Source organism: Aerococcus sp. UMB1112A, from assembly GCF_030230715.1.
In the GTDB taxonomy this organism is placed as follows: Bacteria; Bacillota; Bacilli; order Lactobacillales; family Aerococcaceae; genus Aerococcus.
Genome location: NZ_JASPDS010000007.1, coordinates 89,989 through 107,368 on the forward strand (window position 1 = coordinate 89,989; position 17,380 = coordinate 107,368).

At 52.0% G+C, this 17,380-nt stretch carries 14 protein-coding genes, 1 pseudogene and 1 riboswitch; of the genes and pseudogenes, 1 reads left to right on the forward strand and 14 read right to left on the reverse strand.

The window, feature by feature from the left end; translation table 11 throughout:
- Positions 1-104 precede the first annotated feature (104 nt).
- The 3 genes from QP860_RS05690 to QP860_RS05700 all read right to left on the reverse strand — a co-directional run bounded on the left by QP860_RS05690 (position 105) and on the right by QP860_RS05700 (position 2,417).
- Positions 105-860, reverse strand: a complete 756-nt coding sequence (locus QP860_RS05690; protein ID WP_284912332.1) for an SDR family NAD(P)-dependent oxidoreductase — start codon at positions 858-860, stop codon at positions 105-107.
- 14 nt (positions 861-874) lie between these two features.
- Positions 875-1,315, reverse strand: a complete 441-nt coding sequence (locus QP860_RS05695; RefSeq protein ID WP_070616701.1) for a lipocalin-like domain-containing protein — start codon at positions 1,313-1,315, stop codon at positions 875-877.
- Between the two features lie 88 nt (positions 1,316-1,403).
- Positions 1,404-2,417 (reverse strand): amidohydrolase family protein, encoded by a 1,014-nt coding sequence (locus QP860_RS05700; protein ID WP_070817355.1) that lies wholly within the window; start codon positions 2,415-2,417, stop codon positions 1,404-1,406.
- A gap of 100 nt (positions 2,418-2,517) precedes the next feature.
- On the opposite strand from QP860_RS05700, the gene QP860_RS05705 reads away from it, so the two are divergent.
- The gene (locus QP860_RS05705) at positions 2,518-3,630 is read left to right on the forward strand and encodes a mechanosensitive ion channel family protein (RefSeq protein ID WP_284912333.1); all 1,113 of its coding nucleotides are present in this window, start codon (positions 2,518-2,520) and stop codon (positions 3,628-3,630) included.
- Between the two features lie 74 nt (positions 3,631-3,704).
- Here QP860_RS05705 and QP860_RS05710 read toward each other — a convergent pair whose 3' ends face one another.
- The 11 genes and pseudogenes from QP860_RS05710 to QP860_RS05760 all read right to left on the reverse strand — a co-directional run.
- Positions 3,705-4,208, reverse strand: coding sequence for a VanZ family protein (locus tag QP860_RS05710; protein WP_070616696.1), 504 nt, complete (start codon positions 4,206-4,208; stop codon positions 3,705-3,707).
- A 114-nt stretch (positions 4,209-4,322) separates the two neighbouring features.
- A complete protein-coding gene (locus QP860_RS05715; RefSeq protein ID WP_070616694.1) occupies positions 4,323-5,540 on the reverse strand; it encodes a sodium/glutamate symporter in 1,218 nt (405 codons plus the stop codon).
- A 576-nt stretch (positions 5,541-6,116) separates the two neighbouring features.
- Complete coding sequence (locus QP860_RS05720; RefSeq protein ID WP_284912334.1) at positions 6,117-7,985, reverse strand: flavocytochrome c; 1,869 nt, start codon at positions 7,983-7,985, stop codon at positions 6,117-6,119.
- Between the two features lie 139 nt (positions 7,986-8,124).
- The gene (ribH, locus tag QP860_RS05725; protein WP_070616690.1) at positions 8,125-8,607 is read right to left on the reverse strand and encodes a 6,7-dimethyl-8-ribityllumazine synthase; all 483 of its coding nucleotides are present in this window, start codon (positions 8,605-8,607) and stop codon (positions 8,125-8,127) included.
- 1 nt (position 8,608) lies between these two features.
- On the reverse strand, positions 8,609-9,817 hold the full coding sequence (locus QP860_RS05730) for a bifunctional 3,4-dihydroxy-2-butanone-4-phosphate synthase/GTP cyclohydrolase II (protein WP_070616688.1): 1,209 nt from the start codon (positions 9,815-9,817) through the stop codon (positions 8,609-8,611).
- Positions 9,818-9,830: 13 nt separating this feature from the next.
- On the reverse strand, positions 9,831-10,466 hold the full coding sequence (gene ribE, locus QP860_RS05735; RefSeq protein WP_070616687.1) for a riboflavin synthase: 636 nt from the start codon (positions 10,464-10,466) through the stop codon (positions 9,831-9,833).
- Entirely contained in the window at positions 10,451-11,551 is a 1,101-nt protein-coding gene (gene ribD / locus QP860_RS05740; RefSeq protein WP_070616685.1) for a bifunctional diaminohydroxyphosphoribosylaminopyrimidine deaminase/5-amino-6-(5-phosphoribosylamino)uracil reductase RibD, read from the reverse strand. The genes ribE and ribD overlap by 16 nt, the downstream gene beginning before the upstream one ends.
- A gap of 138 nt (positions 11,552-11,689) precedes the next feature.
- Positions 11,690-11,803: riboswitch (FMN riboswitch) on the reverse strand.
- A gap of 285 nt (positions 11,804-12,088) precedes the next feature.
- Positions 12,089-13,105 (reverse strand): extracellular solute-binding protein, encoded by a 1,017-nt coding sequence (locus tag QP860_RS05745; protein ID WP_070616683.1) that lies wholly within the window; start codon positions 13,103-13,105, stop codon positions 12,089-12,091.
- Positions 13,095-13,850, reverse strand: a complete 756-nt coding sequence (locus tag QP860_RS05750; RefSeq protein WP_284912335.1) for a response regulator transcription factor — start codon at positions 13,848-13,850, stop codon at positions 13,095-13,097. Before QP860_RS05750 ends, QP860_RS05745 begins: the two co-directional genes overlap by 11 nt.
- Positions 13,828-15,414, reverse strand: a complete 1,587-nt coding sequence (locus QP860_RS05755) for a sensor histidine kinase (protein WP_284912336.1) — start codon at positions 15,412-15,414, stop codon at positions 13,828-13,830. The genes QP860_RS05750 and QP860_RS05755 overlap by 23 nt, the downstream gene beginning before the upstream one ends.
- Positions 15,415-15,728: 314 nt before the next feature.
- A pseudogene (locus tag QP860_RS05760) lies at positions 15,729-16,838 on the reverse strand (PTS sugar transporter subunit IIC); the annotation flags it as partial.
- Positions 16,839-17,380: the final 542 nt, after the last annotated feature.

The window sequence follows — 17,380 nt, forward strand, 5'->3', positions numbered from 1 at the left end:
AGGACTGGCTACTACTACTTCGTCATCGTTTCTTTATGAAATTATCCTTATAATAACACAGTCTAAGAGATAGTCAAGCTAATTTTAATCTTTTTTTAATTTTACTAGCCTTCGCCACCGGTTACACCGAGTGCTTCCCCGGTAATGGCAGCTGCCGCATCGGAAGCCAGGAAGTAGACAGCAGAAGCAATTTCATCGGCTTCCAAGAGACGTCCTAACCATTGGCCGCCGATAATATGGGTCTTGAGCGCTTCATCTTCACTCGTGCCATCTTCCTCAGCCAATTTAGCTAATTGATTGTCGATCAACTTGGTGTGGGTTGGGCCAGGCAGGACACAGTTAGCGGTAATCCCATCCTGGGCGTATTCCTTGGCTACCACATTACTGAAGCCAATTTGGGCGGACTTAGCCGCACAATAAGCGGACTTGTATTTATCCGGGCGACGGCCGTGGCCTGAGGAAATGGTAATAATCCGGCCCTTAGACTGGGCTTTCATAGAAGGTAGGGCATACTTGATGCAGAGGAAGGTCCCTCCCATAATCACATTAAAGACTTGTTGGAATTTCTCATATGGGAAGTCTTCAACGGAAGAAATGTATTGCATCCCTGCATTGTTCACGAGCACATCAATGGCCCCACGCTCGTCGATAATCGCTTCCATCACAGCTTTGACCCGGTCTTCCTTCGACACATCGCCCCCAAAGCCTTGTGCCTGACCGAGCGCTTGGGCAGCTTCTTCAGCGGCTTCCTGGTTCAGGTCCAAGATAGCCACCCAGTCTCCAGCCTTAACAAAGTGCTCAGCAATAGCATAGCCAATCCCCTGGGCTGCTCCTGTTACAACTACTGTACGTTCACTCATCTAAATAGCCTCCTTTAAGCTTGACTATGGTCTTCCGCACGTTTCCAAACTAATTGGTCTTCAGGTTTGAGTCCGTTATAAATCTTTAATTTGCCATCTACAATTTGGGCCACGCGAGGTTGGGACTGACCGAGCCAGGTTGGGTTCATGGAGACATCCATATGGTGGGTCAATTCCCCCTTGTCTTCATCGATTTCATAGCGCCCGGAATAGGCCAGATAGCCCTCAGCAGCTTGGGCCATTTCGTCCTGGGTCCCCTTGTGGAGATCCCCTGACGCATAGGCTGGCCGTCCTTGGGCCATGATTTGGGCGGACATATAGCCATCCGGTGTATAGAGGATGAAGCCCTTAGCATCCTCACCTAAAGGATAGACCACTTGACCGGACGCATCAGTCGTTTGATAGGATATCAATTTCCAAGCCCCAATCACTTGGTCACGCATCGATTCTGTCATGAAAATTCCCCCTTGTTTTTTTCAATATCACTTTCATTATAGCACGCTTTATTCAAGAGGGGCGGGTTTTATTATTCTATAAATACAATTACCCTAGTCCATAAAGTTTTTCTGCATTGGCATAGGCGATAGCTTCGAGGTCCTCTTGAGCCAATCCAAAATTAGCCAGATAGTCCCAAGCATTGTCTCGGATCACATAAGGATAGTCTACCGACCAGACAATCCGTTCCGCGCCAAAGTAATCCAAGCAGAGCTTAAAGGGGCCGTCATAGAACATCCCACTGGGCGTATAGTAGAAATTATGCTTGAGATAATAGGCAATATTGTGGTCCAAGTGGGTCAGGTCCACTGGCAGGTTCTCATCCAAGCGCTCGAGGAAGTAGGGCAGGCCTTCTCCCCAGTGGCCGGCAACCAATTGGAGTCTGGGGTAGCGGTCAAAGCAGCCTGAGAGAATCAAGCGCAGCATGTGGACCCCCGCTTCATAGTGCCAGCCCATGCCATGGCCAGACAAGACATTCATAACTTGGTCCGACCACTTCCCTTTATAATAGGCCTTGAGCACGTCCTGCTTGATCTCACCCGGATGGATCTGGAGGGGCACGCCCAGTTCTTCCGCCTTGGCAAAGATTGGATCATAGCGGTCATTATCGAGGAATTCTTCCTGGAAAGTACCCTGGAGCAGAGCCCCTTTGAAGCCCAAGTCTTTGACCGTCCGCTCCAATTCCGCTGCAGCCGATTGAGGCTGGTCCACCGGTAAACAAGCCAGTCCATAGAAGCGATCGGGGTGCTTCTGACAGGCCTCAAACAAGTCATCATTGGCTTGCCGGGCCAGGTCGACAGCCGCCTCTCCTCTTAGATCCATGGGGCTGTTATTGCCATAGCTCAGAATTTGCACCGAAACCCCGGCCTGGTCCATATAAGCTAGACGTTTTTGGTCTAAGTCGACAATCGGTCCCCCGGTCTCAACCATCTGATTCAGATATTCAGAAACAAAGGAAGCCTTGGCCTCCTGCTCAGGCGATAAGTCGGCCTGGTTCAAAGCCTGGTACTGGTCGTTGATAGCTTTTGACATATAGTGTTCTTCTACCGTAATTAATTTCATTTCTCCCACCCTTTCTACTTACTATTATAGGTAAAATAGCCTCAAAGGCGAAAGAGAAAGCTAAGTCTGCTATAATTAAAAGAAAAAAAGAAGGTGCCCCATGACCCATATTCTCAAAGACTGGCTCGACTATCTCAGTGCCCACGGGGTCGGCTACTGGATTGCCGGCCTGCTCAGTTTTCTCCTCCTCCTTGCCCTCTACTTCCTCTGCCGTAAGCTTCTCCATCGCTTCAACCGAGACCATTCCCTCTCCCTCCTGCTCCAGTCCATCCTCAACTGGCTGGCATCTTTTGTTTTTATTATTTTCTTTATTTCCTATTTTTCTCAGTCTCGCTGGTTCTTCAACCCCCTCTTCAAGCTTGGACAAACGGATGTCTCTACCTTCCTCCTCTTCTCAGTTGGCTTTGCTATTCTTTTAGCCATCCGCTTCGTCAATGGGGTCAAACGCTTCCTCTTGCCTTCCATCTTCCGCCGTTATGACATTGATCCGGGAGCCCAGGCGACCATCACCACCCTCTTCACCTATATTGTCCTGATAGCAGTGGTCCTAGTCACCCTCAAGCAGCTCAACTTCGACCTGACTAGCCTGAGCGTCTTCGCTGGCGTGATCGGGGTGGGCGTCGGCTTCGGCATCCGCAATATTATGAACAACTTCATCTCCGGTTTGATCATCCTCTTCAGCCGGCCCATCCGCGTCGGCGACCTGATCGAAGTGGACGAAACCGTCGCAACGGTTGAAGAAATCCGCATCCGCGAGACTATTGTCCGGACCCGCCGCAATGAGCGGATGCTGATCCCTAATAGCTACTTCCTCGAGAACTCCTTCGTTAACCGGTCCTATGGCGATCCAGAAATCCGTGTCACCGTGTCTGTCGGCATCGACTATGATTCAGACCTCCAACTGGCCCGCCAACTCCTCCTCCAGGCCCTGAAGAACGTCCAAGCCCAGTATCCAGAAATCCTCGATGAACCCAAGGCCCGGGTCTTCCTCACCGAATTCGCGGACTCTTCCATTAACTTTGAGCTCTGGTTCTGGCTCAGCCAACAAAACAACGAGCGCGAACAAATCATCACCACCGAAATCCACTATGAAATCTTCAAACTCTTTGAAGCAGGCGGCATCGAATTCCCCTACCCCCGCCAAGACGTCCGCATCCTCAACCCTATGGATAACAAAACAGACAAAGAGCATACATCCGATGATAGCCAGTAAAAATGACATAGAAATAGCCTTGCCTCTCACTTCATAAGAAGGAGGGACAAGGCTATTTTTATATCAAGAGCAAACTATTCAACTGGCCTCTTGCGGAAAATCTTTTCAATCAGCTGGTAGATTAAGAGCAAGCACAAGGCCCCAGCTGTGTCCAAGAAGACATCTTCCAGCAAACCTGACCGGTTAACCGTAATCGTTTGGCGGAGCTCATCAAAGGAAGCAAAACCAAAAGTCAGAGCCAGGCTGAGCAAGAAAGTCAGGCCCCACCCCTGGCAGTAGGGGCGGAGGGCCAGGTAGAGGAGGACCCCCAAGCTGCCGAAGAGCACAAAGTGTACCCCCTTGCGGATAAAAAATTCCACAAATCCTGCATAGGATAAAGCATCAACGCTAATTTTTTCTCCCGCATAAGTAAAGCGAATCGGCGCTAAGAGCCCAGCAAAAGGTTCACCCGCTAGCAGGCGGCGCAGGATAGGTTGGAGGCTCTGGGCTTCGTAAGGCATAGACGAAGAAAACCAGGTCCCTATAAAAACTAAAACAATCAAAGCTAGCGCTATCCAAGACAAACGCTTATCAGACATCACATCCCCTCCTCTCCTAAAGTTCCCTAAGTATAGCACAAGGGCCCTAGATAAAGTAAAACTTTTACTCAAAAAAAGCCGAACTCGGCTAATCGAGCTCGGCTGCTTCGACAACTAGAGGAAGTTGATAAAGCCATAAATCATAAAGATATTCACAAAATCAATGAAAAGGGCGCCGACGATAGAAACAGCCAGGAAGGCCAAGGGACTTGGTCCGTATTCCTTAGTAAGCTGCTGCATGCAGGCCATGGCATTGGAGGAAGACCCCATCCCGAAACCGATAAAACCGGCTGTCATCACTGCTGCGTCGTAATTGTTCCCCATCAGTTTATAGACCACATAGCGAGCAAAGGCGATGGTGATTATAGCTTCCAGGGCAATGATAATCAGCATTGGGATAGCCATATCGAGGATGGTCCAGAGCTCCAAGCCCACCATGGTCAGGGACAGGAAGATATTGAGGGAAATATCAGAGGTAAAGCCCAGCGCCTCATCATCTAGGATTGGCTTATCCCGAGCATCTGAGATATTCCGCACGGTAGCAGCCACAATCATGGGGCCGATATAGAGGGGGAAGCTGATTCCGCCTACCAAATAACCGACGAAGAAATTCAAGATCTTGGTCAGGAAGATCCCCAAAAAGATAACGACCAGGGTGCCATAAAGCATGACTGCAATCCGTTCCCCCGTCATCTTCTGCCGCTGGCTATGTGACTTGTAGCGGTCACCCGTATTGGCTGAAGCATCCGGATCCTTAGCTGAAAGATTGTGCTTCTTGATAGCCGTGGAAGCTACCGGCCCACCCGAAACCGAACCGAGGACAATGCCCAAGGTGGCGGCAATCACACCGACCGAAGTTGCCGTATCAAAGCCCAGAGCCTCAATGGAAGGCGAAACCGCTGCAGCTGTTCCTGGACCACCGACTAAGGCTGGCGATCCCAGTAAGAGGGCGAGAGGGCCTGGAATGCCGAAAGCCTTACCCAGACCTAAAGCCAGAAAATTCTGGACAAAGATGGCTAAAATCGAAACAAAGAGGAATTTACTGACAATCCCCTTAGCGCGAACCAGGGCCTGCAAACTCGCCTCAAAGCCGATGGTGGTAAAGTAGATCACCATAAAGAGCATGGCATATTCCGTATCGATCTTAATTACCATCAAATTAGCCAGCCTCAAAATCGTATTTACAATGGCGAAAATCAATCCCCCTACAATGGCTGGAGGCAAGGAGTATTCTTCTAGCTTGGGGAATTTATTGATGATCCATTTCCCAAATAAGAGGGTTAAAACAGCAAAACCCATGGACTGGATGCTATCAAATTCAATAGTTAGCATAAGCGCACCTCGCATTAATCAGTTTTATTTACTTACTATTTTATCATAATCTAAAAGAATTATGTTATAAAATATATCGTAAACAAAATATTTTTTTACTGATAAGGCGAATTGACGCATAACATTGAAATGAATTGCTTATTTTTGCTATAGAAGTGGCTGAACCATAACATAATACGTTAGATTATTTTACGTTTCGCAATAAAAAGAAAAGAGACTAGCCCTCCTAAGCAGTCTCTTTTCTCAACTTTGAACTAGCCCAAGCTAAATACGCTTGGCCTCACCCTATGCACTTTGCTCCAGAGGTCTATTTCTCCCGCCAGCTCTCTCAGTCTTGGTAGTCAGGTTCGGCTTGGCAGCTTTCCTGTCACTTCACAAGTCCCCGCCGCAGTCTGTCAGACTGGCTCTGCTGACTTGATCCAGTGAAGGAAAGCTAACTGCCAAGTCTCTCACCCTTTCTAGTTGGGTTCGAGGATGTAGAAAGGGCTCCTCTTCACAAATGGTCGTCGAAGACTTATAGCCTTCTCTGTCCTTTTGCTCCAGAGGCCCCTTTCTACACACATCTTCTCTCACCCTTTAGGACTGACTGGCTTCTTTGCCGGCGATCCGTCCGAAGGTGAAGATATCGGCTAGGGAGTTGCCGCCTAAGCGGTTGCCTGCGTGGATACCGCCTGCTACTTCACCTGCCGCATAGAGACCTGGGATAGCTTGGCCATCTGCATCGAGGACTTGGGCTTGGGTATCAATCCGCAGGCCGCCCATGGTATGGTGGATGGCCGGCTTGCGCGGCGTTGCATAGAAGGGGGCTTCCTCTACTTTAAGATCAAAAGCTCCCTTGTTGAAATCAGGGTCTTCTCCAGCTTCCACATAAGAGTTATATTTTTTCACAGTCTCTTCCAATTGCTCAGGATCCATATCAATCTGCCGAGCTAAATCTGCGACCGTTTCAGCCTTGTAGAGGGTCCCCTCAGCGACTTGCTGGTCGATCTTCTCCTGGCTGGTGTTATAGGCCGTGGCCTTGATGGGTTCATCCGCAATCAGGTAGAAGAGGCCGCCATTAGCGATCGCTGCGGCCGAAATTTCGTCCCGCGTGCCGAATTCATTGACGAAGCGCTGGCCTTCCTGGTTAACCATGAGGAAGTTAGCTGGCGGAACTTGGAGACCTGTGAAAAGGGCCCCTTTCTCTGGGTCACAAGTTGGGAGCATTTGGATCATCCCCATGTCCACTAGGTCAGCGCCGACTGCTTGACCAAGGCGGATGCCGTCACCCGTAATGGCAGGTGAGTTGGAGGTCTTGACGTCATCATCAATCCGTTCCCAGTAAGTATTATACTCTTGGAGCATGGGGGTATTGGCCCCAAAGCCACCCGTAGCTAAAACGACAGCCTGGGCTTCAATCCGCATGGGCGCGCCTTGGTAGGTCCCTTTTGCGCCGATGACTTGGCCTCGGTCGTCTTGGATCAGCTCAGTCACATCAGCTTCCGTATAAATGCTGCCCCCCTCTTTTTCGATAAAGCTCTCAAGGGTGTGGACATAGGCATAGCCTTCATCGGAACGTGGCTTGTGACCCCGCCGCCACATAGCCCCCACTGGCATGTCAACATGGTCGCGGTCGAAGTCGACACCAAGTTCAGTTAACCAGTTCACACTGTCCAAAACATTGTCTGTCAAGGTCTTAACCAAGTCATAGTTACCGTAAACTCGGTTGCCAGATAAGTCTGCACGTTTGCCACCCAAATAGGTTTGGATGCGGTGGAGGAGGACGGAGTCAAAGAGATAGGTCTCGTCCTCTTCACTGCTTTCGAGGTAAGTCTGGATTTGTTGGCGGAGTTCACGGAAGTCTTCTAAGTATTCGTCATCAATCTCTGATTCTGGCGTGGCTGCGATCTCTTCTAGCGTGTGCCCTTCACCTGGCAAAGCAGCAAACTGATTTTGCCAATCTGGATCAGCTGCATTCATAGGGCCACCTGTCCGCACAGTATTGCCCCCAATAGCTGGGAACTTATCCAGGACAATGACCTGCTTACCCTCTTGGATAGCAGCAGCTGCGGCAGCCAAACCAGCACCCCCGCCCCCAACCACGAGGACATCTGTCGTTTCTTCCAGGGCTTCTGCCGCCTGGTGTTGGACCTTGGGCCGGGCTCTCAGAATATCAGGATCAGCCCCCGCCTGGCGTACGGCCTCCGCTACCCCGTCAATAATCCCCTGGCTAGAGACTGTCGCTCCTGAGACCGCATCCACATTCAAGGTCTGGCCTTCGATAATGTCAGCCGGCACCTTGACGAACACCGGATTGGCAATCCCCTTACTCTCCGAACTGGAATCAACTTCGATCCGTTCAATCCGGTCTTCCGAGATTTCAACCTCCATAGGCAAGGCGCTGTTATGTCCAGCTGCTTCCACCTGGTAGGTCCCCGGCTGGTAACGCAATTCTTGATCAGTCATTTTGCTTCCCCTCTTTCGTGATTATTCTCACAATAAGAGTAACACATTCCAGGCAATTATTCAGTGTCCAAGCCTCCTAAAACAAAAAAGTAGCCGCACTGGTTCCCGGCTACTTCTCTTTGAATTAAAAAATTGACGATTAAGCTTTATCAGATGGCCCTTCCACGGCGCGGATAACATTGACCATTTCGATAGCTGCTTGAGCACACTCAGAACCCTTGTTACCTGCCTTGGACCCAGCCCGCTCGATGGCTTGTTCGATGGTATCGGTCGTGATAACACCGAAGAGGACAGGGAGGCCCGTCGCCATGGAGACCTGGGAGATACCCTTGGAGACCTCAGCACAGACATAATCATAGTGGGAAGTCGCCCCGCGGATCACAGCACCCAGGCAAATAATGGCGTCATAGCGGCCCGTCTCAGCCATTTTCTTAGCCAGCAAAGGAATTTCAAAAGCGCCGGGTACCCAGGCCACATCGATGGCCTCTTCCGCTACCCCTTCGCGCTTGAGGCTGTCCACCGCACCTCCTAAGAGTTTCGAAGTGATGAAATCATTGAAGCGGGAAACAACAATCCCCACTTTCATGTCATCAGTATATAAGTTTCCTTCAAATGTCGTCATTTTACTTGTCCTCCTTTAAGTCTAATAAGTGTCCCATCTTAATCTTCTTGGTCAATAGGTAGTTGGCATCATGGGCATTGGCTGGAATTTCCAGAGGCAGGCGCTGGCTAACCGGCATACCATTGGCTTCGAGTTCTTGGACCTTGTCAGGATTGTTGGTCAGCAGGCGAACCGATTGAACGCCCAAGGCCCGAAGCATCTGGGCCCCAAGATAGTATTCCCGGGCATCAGCAGGCTGGCCCAGGGCGAGGTTGGCTTCCAGAGTATCCAGACCTTCCTCTTGCAGGTGGTAGGCCTTGAGTTTGTTGACTAAGCCAATCCCCCGGCCTTCCTGGCGCATATAGAGAAGAACGCCCCGCCCCGTCTGACTAATCTGAGCCAGAGCCTGGTCGAGCTGGGCCCCGCAGTCACAGCGCTCGGACCCGAAGACATCCCCAGTCAGGCATTCCGAATGCAGGCGGCAGATGACGTCTTCAGCCTGGTCCAAGTCGCCCATGGTCAGGGCCAAGTGCTCTTGGCCGGTCAGGCGGTCAACGAAGCAGACCAGGCGGAAGTCTCCATAGCGGGTCGGCAGGGCCACATCCGCCTCCCGGTCCAAGAGCTGGTCATAGCGCTTGCGGTAGGCCTGGAGGTCTTGAATGGTTAGGAAGGTCAGGTTATGGGCTGCCGCAAAAGCTTTGAGTTCTGGGCCGCGCATCATCTGACCATTGTCTGCCATAATTTCACAGCAGAGCCCACAAGCCTCTAAGCCAGCCAGGCGCATCAGGTCAACCGTCGCTTCCGTATGGCCATTGCGTTCCAGGACCCCACCCGCTTTGGCCACCAAGGGAAACATATGACCCGGCCGGCGGAAGTCTTTAGGACGGGCCTCCCCAGCCACGACTCGGCGAGCTGTCAAGCCCCGCTCTTCGGCTGAAATCCCTGTCGTCGTAGCCACATGGTCGATAGAAACCGTGAAGGCTGTCTGGTGGTTGTCGGTATTGTGGGCCACCATGGGCTGAAAGTCGAGTTTTTGGGCGATATCCTCGCTCATCGGCATGCAGATCAAGCCCTTTGCCTGGCTAGCCATGAAGTTGACATTGTCTGTGGTCGCAAATTCGGCAGCACAGATCAAGTCCCCCTCGTTTTCACGGTCCTCATCGTCCATGACAAGCACCAGCTTGCCTGCTTTAAGGGCAGCTAATGCCTTTTCCACACGTTCTTTAAACATCCTTGTCCTCCTCCTAGAATCCTTGCTCGCGCAAGTATGGCTCGGTCAGGTCAGAAGATTCTGCCTTAGCCATAAAACGTTTCACATATTTGCCAATCATATCGGTCTCAATATTGACCCAGTCGCCGACCTTCTTCTGTGGCAGGTTGGTCTGGTCCAGGGTGTGGGGAATGACCGACACCCGGAAGCCCCCTTGGTCGACTTGGACCAGGGTCAGGCTGATCCCATCAATGGCCACACTGCCCTGGTTGACCATATCGTCCAAGAGGGCTTTGCCTGCCCTAAAATCATAGACCACCGCATTGCCCTGGGGACGGATGGCTTGAACCTGGGCCTTACCATCAATATGGCCCGAAACAAAGTGGCCACCAAAACGGTCCGAAGCTGCCATGGCCCGTTCCAGGTTGACGCTAGACCCGCGCTCGAGCTGGGCCAGGGCGGTCATCTGCCAGGTCTGGGGCATCACGTCAACCGTGAAAGAAGAGCGGTCGAAATCGGTCACGGTCAGGCAGATGCCATTGACCGCCACACTATCCCCTACTTGAATTTCCTCCAAAACCTTGGCGGCCCCAATTTGGACCACGCAGGCCCGGGAAGACTTCTTGATGGCCTTGATCTTCCCCACTTCTTCAATTAATCCGGTAAACATCCACTCACCACCTTACTTTCTATCAAATAATCTTTACCGACTCGGGACCAGGCAAAGGTTTCCAGCTGGATGGCCTGGTCCGGCGTCTCAACACCTTGGCCAGCGACCGGCGACATGGCCTGGCCACCGAATAGCTTAGGAGCGATATAAGAATGGACTTCATCCACTAAGCCCAGCGCCAAGGCTGACCAGGTCAGTGTGCCCCCTGCTTCTAAGAGGACGCTATCCAGGTCCATCTTCCCGAGCTGGGTCATCAATTCGGCCAGGTCTAAGTGACCCTGGCGACGCCCCAATTCGATGATGCCACAGCCCGCTTCCCGGTAAGGGGCTTGTCGGTCGGCATCCCGGCAGGTCGTTGCCAGGTAGGTAGGTACTTGGTCAGCGGTCTGGACGACTTGACTGTCTAAGGGCGTTCTGAGCTCTGAATCGCAGATAATCCGGACCGGGTCCTTGCCCCCATCCAGCCGGCAAGTCAGGAGGGAATCATCAGCCTGGATGGTATTGACCCCCACCATGATCGCTGAAAGCGCATGGCGGGTCTGGTGGACACGCTGGCGGGCTTCCGGCCCCGTCACCCAGCGCGAAGCCCCCGTCCGTGTGGCAATCTTACCATCCAGGGTCATAGCGTACTTGGCCACCACATAGGGCTTGTGGCTGACGATAAATTTCTCAAAGACCCGGTTTAAGTGCTGGCATTCTTTTTCTAGGACGCCAACTTTAACTTCCAGACCCGCTTCCTTGAGGGCTTGGACCCCCTTACCTGCAACCTTGTCATGGGGGTCTAGGGCTCCGACAACTACCCGCTGGATCCCACTTTCAATCACAGCTTCCGTACAAGGCGGGGTCTTCCCATAGTGGCAACAAGGTTCCAAATTCACATAAAGCGTTGCCCCCTCTGGATCTTCTGTGCAGGCAGCCAAGGCTTCCCTCTCCGCATGGGGCTTGCCGTAAGCCGTGTGGTAGCCCTGACCTAAGACCCGGCCCTCCTTAACGATCACGGCCCCCACTAAGGGATTCGGATTAACCCAGCCCCGACCCTTTTCAGCCAGGTCTAGAGCTTGCTGCATCCATTCTTCATCTCGCATCGAAACACCTCCAAAAAAATAATGCCTTGAATAGAGCTATCCAAGACATTACAAAGAAAAGATTTAATTTGGCTAATAAAAAAATACTCTGAAACGATCATTATCATTTCAGAGCATTCAAAAGCGCTAATTTCTTCTTTCGATCTTCTTTCATCCAGACTATACTGTCGGCTTTGGAATCTCACCAAATCAACCTTGCGGCTCGTGGGCTTTACCACCGGTAGGGACTTGCACCCTGCCCTGAAGATAGATATTCAACTGCCTATATTATAGCCAGCCCCCCTAACAAAGTCAAGGCATATGCTGGAAAGGCTTACATCAAGCTTGACAGGCAGGGTCGAACTTTCTTGAAACAAGCGAATGCTTCGCTCTTATTCTGACTTGCTCCAGTCATCCAAGTCTAAACGCTCTTGCTCACACCCTATCTAGTCGGGTTCGCAAGAGCAGCTTTGGAGTGCTTTCGCAAGTTGGAAACGTGCAAGTATAGCTTGCCCTTATTCCAACTTACTCCAAGCATCCAAAGCTAAGCGCTCTTGCTCACACCCTATTTTCAAAACGTCCTCGAATTTGCTCTTGGTGGTCGAGGATATCCCAGCTTTCGTCGGACAGGTGGTTGATAGTCTGCCAATCGCGGAGGTCGGAAGCCTGGCCTTGGTCGGGCAGAATGGGCCGCTGGTAGAGGGTTTCGGCCAGGGTGTTCTGGACCGTGTCTGAGAGCAGGTAGTCGACAAAGTCCTGGGCCAAGTTCAGATGCTTAGTCCCCTTGGCGATTCCGACTCCAGCTGGCAGGTATAGAGTGCCTTCCTCGGGGTAGATTAATTCCAGGTCGGCCCCATCGGCAATCAGTTGTTGGGCTACGGCCTCTGTTGATAAGCCGACCGCGATTTGGCCTTGGACCAGGTCCTGGTTGACCTCCGAGGACTCCTTATAGATCTGGGCTTCCTGGCTAGAGTAGAGCCGACGCACATAGGCCCAGGCCGCATCCGACTGGTAGCCCCCCTTGGCCAAAAGAATCGTCACAAGCTGGGAGAAGCCGCTTGACGAAAGGCGGGGGTCTGCTAGACCGAACTTTCCTTTAAGGGCAGGATGAAGCAGGTCTTCATAGGAATGGATGGTCAGTCCCTGGGTTAACTGGCGGTTGGCTAGAATTACCGTCCCTTCCATGGCATAGGGGGTGTAGGTCTGGTCCTGGGACCGGTAGATGCTAGGCAGGGCCTCAGCTCCCTTGGCCGCATAGGGAATAAAATAATCCCGGTTGGCTTCGTACCAGAGCGTCGCCCCACCGAAGACTAGGTCCGGCTTGGGCTCTCCCTCTCCTGACTTGAGCCGGTCAAACAGCTTGCCCGTCGAATCTTGGACCAGGTCAACCCGGACCCCATAGGCTTGTTCGAAGGCTGGGACCAGGGTCGCCAGGACGCCCTCCGAATTAGGTGTGTAAATCACAAGATCAGCAGGCTCTGCTTCTAGTTTTTCTGGCCGCCAAAAGAGAGACAGAAGCAAGATAAGCGCCAGGCCTATAGCCAATCCGACCCCAATCTTAGTCTTACTTTTCATCCCCTATCCCCTTCCTAAAGGCAGTGGGAGTCATACCCACATACTTCTTAAAGACCTGGTCAAAATAATTATAGTCGGAGAAGCCCAGGTCAGTAGCCAGGTCTGCAATCCGAATGTCCGAATGGGCCTCTAAGACCTGGACGGCTTGAGCAATGCGGTAGCGCTGGATATAGTCGCTCAGACTAACGGTCAGGCTGGCCTTGATCTTGCGGTAGAGGTAGGATTCGCTGTAACCCAGAGCGTGGGCCATCCGTGCCATGGTCAATTTCTCCTTGAAATGGGCGTGAACATAAGCGAGGACCTCCTGGACGAGGGCATCACTGTCTGCGACGAGTCCAGCCAGGAGTTCATCTGCTAGGCCTTCCCCTCCAGCTTCGGGCTGCAGCCGGTCCAAGGCCGCCCGGACAGAAGCCAAAAGTTCCCCTTCGTCGATAGGCTTAGTCACAAAGTCCACCACCCCATAACGGATGGCTTCCTTGGCATTGGCGAAGTCATTGTAGCCTGAGATAATAATTTTCTCAAAAGATTGGTCAGCGACCGCGTCAAACATCTCGAAGGCTCCCATGACCGGCATGGTGATGTCGGTCAGCACTAAGTCGGGCTGGCTATTGCGGATCAGGGCTGCCCCCTCCTGGCCATTGGAGGCCTCTCCGACCACCACGGATCCCAGCTGGGCATAGTCCACCCCGTAGACAAGCCACTTACGAATCCATTCTTCATCTTCAACAATCACAATCCGGTACATGATCCGGCCTCCTTATCCAATAGATTAGACAAGCTCCTTGGTCCAAGTCTTTAACTTCTAGCTGGGCCTCAGGGTAGAGATAGCGCAGGCGCTTGATCGAATTCATCAAGCCATGCTGGCCACGGTTGTTGGCCAAGTCTGCCGCTAAGTGCTCACGCGCTTCCTGGCTAAAGCCCGGCCCATTATCTGCCAGACAAAAGAAGAGACGCTCATCCTGGCAGCCCACGGTCAGCTCAATCCGCAAGTCCGGCCGCTGGTCCCGCCCATACTTGATAGCATTCTCGATAGCCGAAAGCAGGAAGAGCCGGGGAACCTGGACCTGGTCCAGGGCTTTCGGACAGCTAATACGATAAGAAAACTGGGGAAAGCGGACCTGGGTCACCTGGAGATAGTGGTCGATCACCTGCAAATCCTCAGCCAGGTCTGCATCCGCCATCTTGCCGCCCATGGAATAGCGGAGAATCGTTGTCAGTGACCGAATCAGCTGGCTGCAGACTTGAGGGTCGAACTGGCTGGTAATCCGGATGGTCTCCAGGGTATTGTAGAGGAAGTGGGGGTTGAATTGAGCCTCTAGCATTTTGCGCTCATAATTCAGCTTGTCCCGCTCCAAGTCAATCTGTTCATTGTTAAGCTGGCGGATCCGCCCCAGCATCTGGTTCATAGCCTGGGCCAGGTAGGCAAATTCCGCCTCATAGTCCCCCTGGAGGCGGTCCTGGTCCCCCTGGGAAATCAACTGGGTCTCGCCCACCAAGCGGTCAATGGCCCGGCTATTATGCTTGGCCAGGTAAGCCGCGAAGTGGTTGGTCAAGCCCACCATCAGTAGGATCAAAAGCAAGAGACCCGCCAGAGAAACAGCCAAGAGGGAAAGAATGGGCAGGAAGAGAATCTGAGTCTGGAGCTGAAAGCCGCTGGGTAGATGCATCTGTTGGCTAAGATAGAGCTGGTTGTTGGCCAAGGCAAAACGCCTGCTGTTGTTCGGGTCTATCTCCAGGCCAGCCTGATCAGTCGCCAGGACCCGGCCATAGGGATTGCGGAGGACATAAGAAGCCGCGTAAGGGTGCTTAGTTTGGACCAGGTCTGTTCCTTTGATCAGGTAAACGGCAATCTTATGAGGCTGGCGGCGGTAGACCATCAAGTAAGGCTGGCCCGCCACATCGAAGTAGGTTAGCCGGCCTGCCCCCTCCTTAGATTGGACCAGGAGCTCGCGGTAGGTCTCCGGAAGCTTTTGGCCAGCTACAGTATTAAAGACCTCTCGCCCGCTCCCATCGAACAAGAAGAACTGGCCCTCCAACTCTTTTTCCGCCTGGGTCCGGTAGAAGCGGTAGGCCAAGTCGCGGTCTGCCCCCTCCGCCCCTAACATCTCTTGGAGAATCTGGTCCACTCCCGCCAAATCATCAGCAAAAGCCGCTTCGATTCTCGCCGTATCCCGCCGCAGCTGGGTCGTCTGTTCAATATAGGCATAGGCCATAAAGACGAGAACAAGAATTGTCGACACCAGGACCACCAAGAGCGTCCCAATCCGCACCATATCTCGCTCCAAAGATTCCCGAAATGTCTTAGCCATCAGCCCACCTCCTTGCTTATCTAGTATAGACCATTTAAAAGAAAAAACACGAATTAAATTTCATTGGTTTCAGGGAAACGGCATCTTCTTCGGTGCTAATGCCGGTAGCGCTTGTGATTTGGTATTACCTCTCACCTCAATGCCGGTGGAGGAAAAAAAGTCCTCTTTGATTTCTTTACTCAGCCCCAAAGAACAAAAATTAAAGCAGACGGATGCCCACCAACGCTATTTGATAACAATATAAAAACAGAAATTCCATCTTTTAAGACAGAATTCCTGTTCCGATTCGCTTAGTCTTTGACCTTATAATCCGATTCATCGAAGCCGAGCAGGAACTGGGCCACGATGGTAACAACAGTCACAATCAAAATAGTGATGATGGCTTCCACCAAGTAGGACTGGTCCTTAGACACCCACATGGGCAGGCTCAAGAGGGCTGGTGTAACATAGATAAAGGCCTTCATCTTCATCAAGCTAGCGAAGATCCCACCAGCGCAGGCACCGATCATGGAAGCGTACATCGGTTTTTTCAGTGGGAGATTAACCCCGTACATGACAGGACCGGTTGTCCCACCCAGTAAGGCAGTCAGTCCGGTTGAAAAGGCCAGGGACTTCAATTCCTTGTTCTTAGCCCGCAGACCGATTGCGAGACCAGCAGCGGCTTGGGACATGTTGGCGCAGAGGGCAACCACCCGGATAATGGGGTCGTAGCCTTGTTCCGCCACCAGGGTGATAGAGATGGGGCTGAGCGACTTGTGGACCCCGATGGAAACCAACCAAGGATAAGCAGCAGCCAGGAGGGGAATGGCGATGAAGCCAATGTTGTCATAGAGCCAAACCGAACCGTCTGCAATCACATGAGACACCCAGTCGCCGACCGGACCGAAGACAAGGAAGGTCAGCGGTGCCGTGACTAACATGGTCATCAGTGGGACGCCGAAGACCTTGATCATGTCAGGGATGTACTTACGGAAGAAGCGCTCAATGTAAGACATCATCCAGACCGTCAGAAGGGCCGAAACCAGGGTCGTGTCATACTCAATCAGGGGAATATGGAAGCCCAGGAAGTTGACGTCCGTCCCCGCTTCAATCATCTTAACCCAGGTAGGGTGGACGGTCATCAAGCCCATGAAGGCGCCCAGGTAGCGGTTAGCCCCGAAGACCTTGGCGGCCGAGAAGCCCACATAGCCGGGCAGGAAGTAGTAGGACGTATCGAAGATAAACTTGAGGAAGATGTACAAGCTATCGTCCTCAGCCAGGACCCCTGTTAGGTTGAGGACCAGGACAATGACCTTGCCCAGGCCAGCCCCGGCCATGATTGGAACAACTGGTGACAAGGAAGCTGTAATGGCCTTAATAGCCTTGTTGAAGACGGATTCCTTCTTCTCTTCCTTAGCTTCTGCTTCTTCCCCTCCATCCATCATTTCCAGGACCTTCTCGTAGATCTCCTGGCGGTTGTTCTGGATGTGGAGGGTCAGCTGGTAGCCGTCCAGGTCCAGGGATTGGATGCCATCCAGGCTGGCCAATTGGTCCAATTTCACTAAGGAGAGGTCTTTGAGTTCCAACTCAATCCCCTCATCCACTAATTCGATGTATTTAATGTTGTCCGAGCCGGCTAGTGCAGCCAAAATGGCCCGGGATTCCTGTTCAAACACAAGAAAAACCTCCTCATAACTTCTATAGTTGAATTATAGAAGGAATGAAAAGGCTTAAATAGGGGAAAAGTAGGCTAGAATGTGGAAAATTCTATACTTTTTTGAAAAAATGTGCTAATGAGCATGCGTTCCGCTTTAATTTTTGGTCGTTATAGAGCCATGGCACCGGTTCGGGCCATGGTCCCTCACCTAGCGAGCTTCAAACGGCTAGTAACGGCTTACGCCGACTATCCATAATTCACATCTAGTCGGGTTCAGGCTAGCAGAAATAGCTCCTCTTCACCAAAATCCGCCGAAGACTTTCAGTCTTC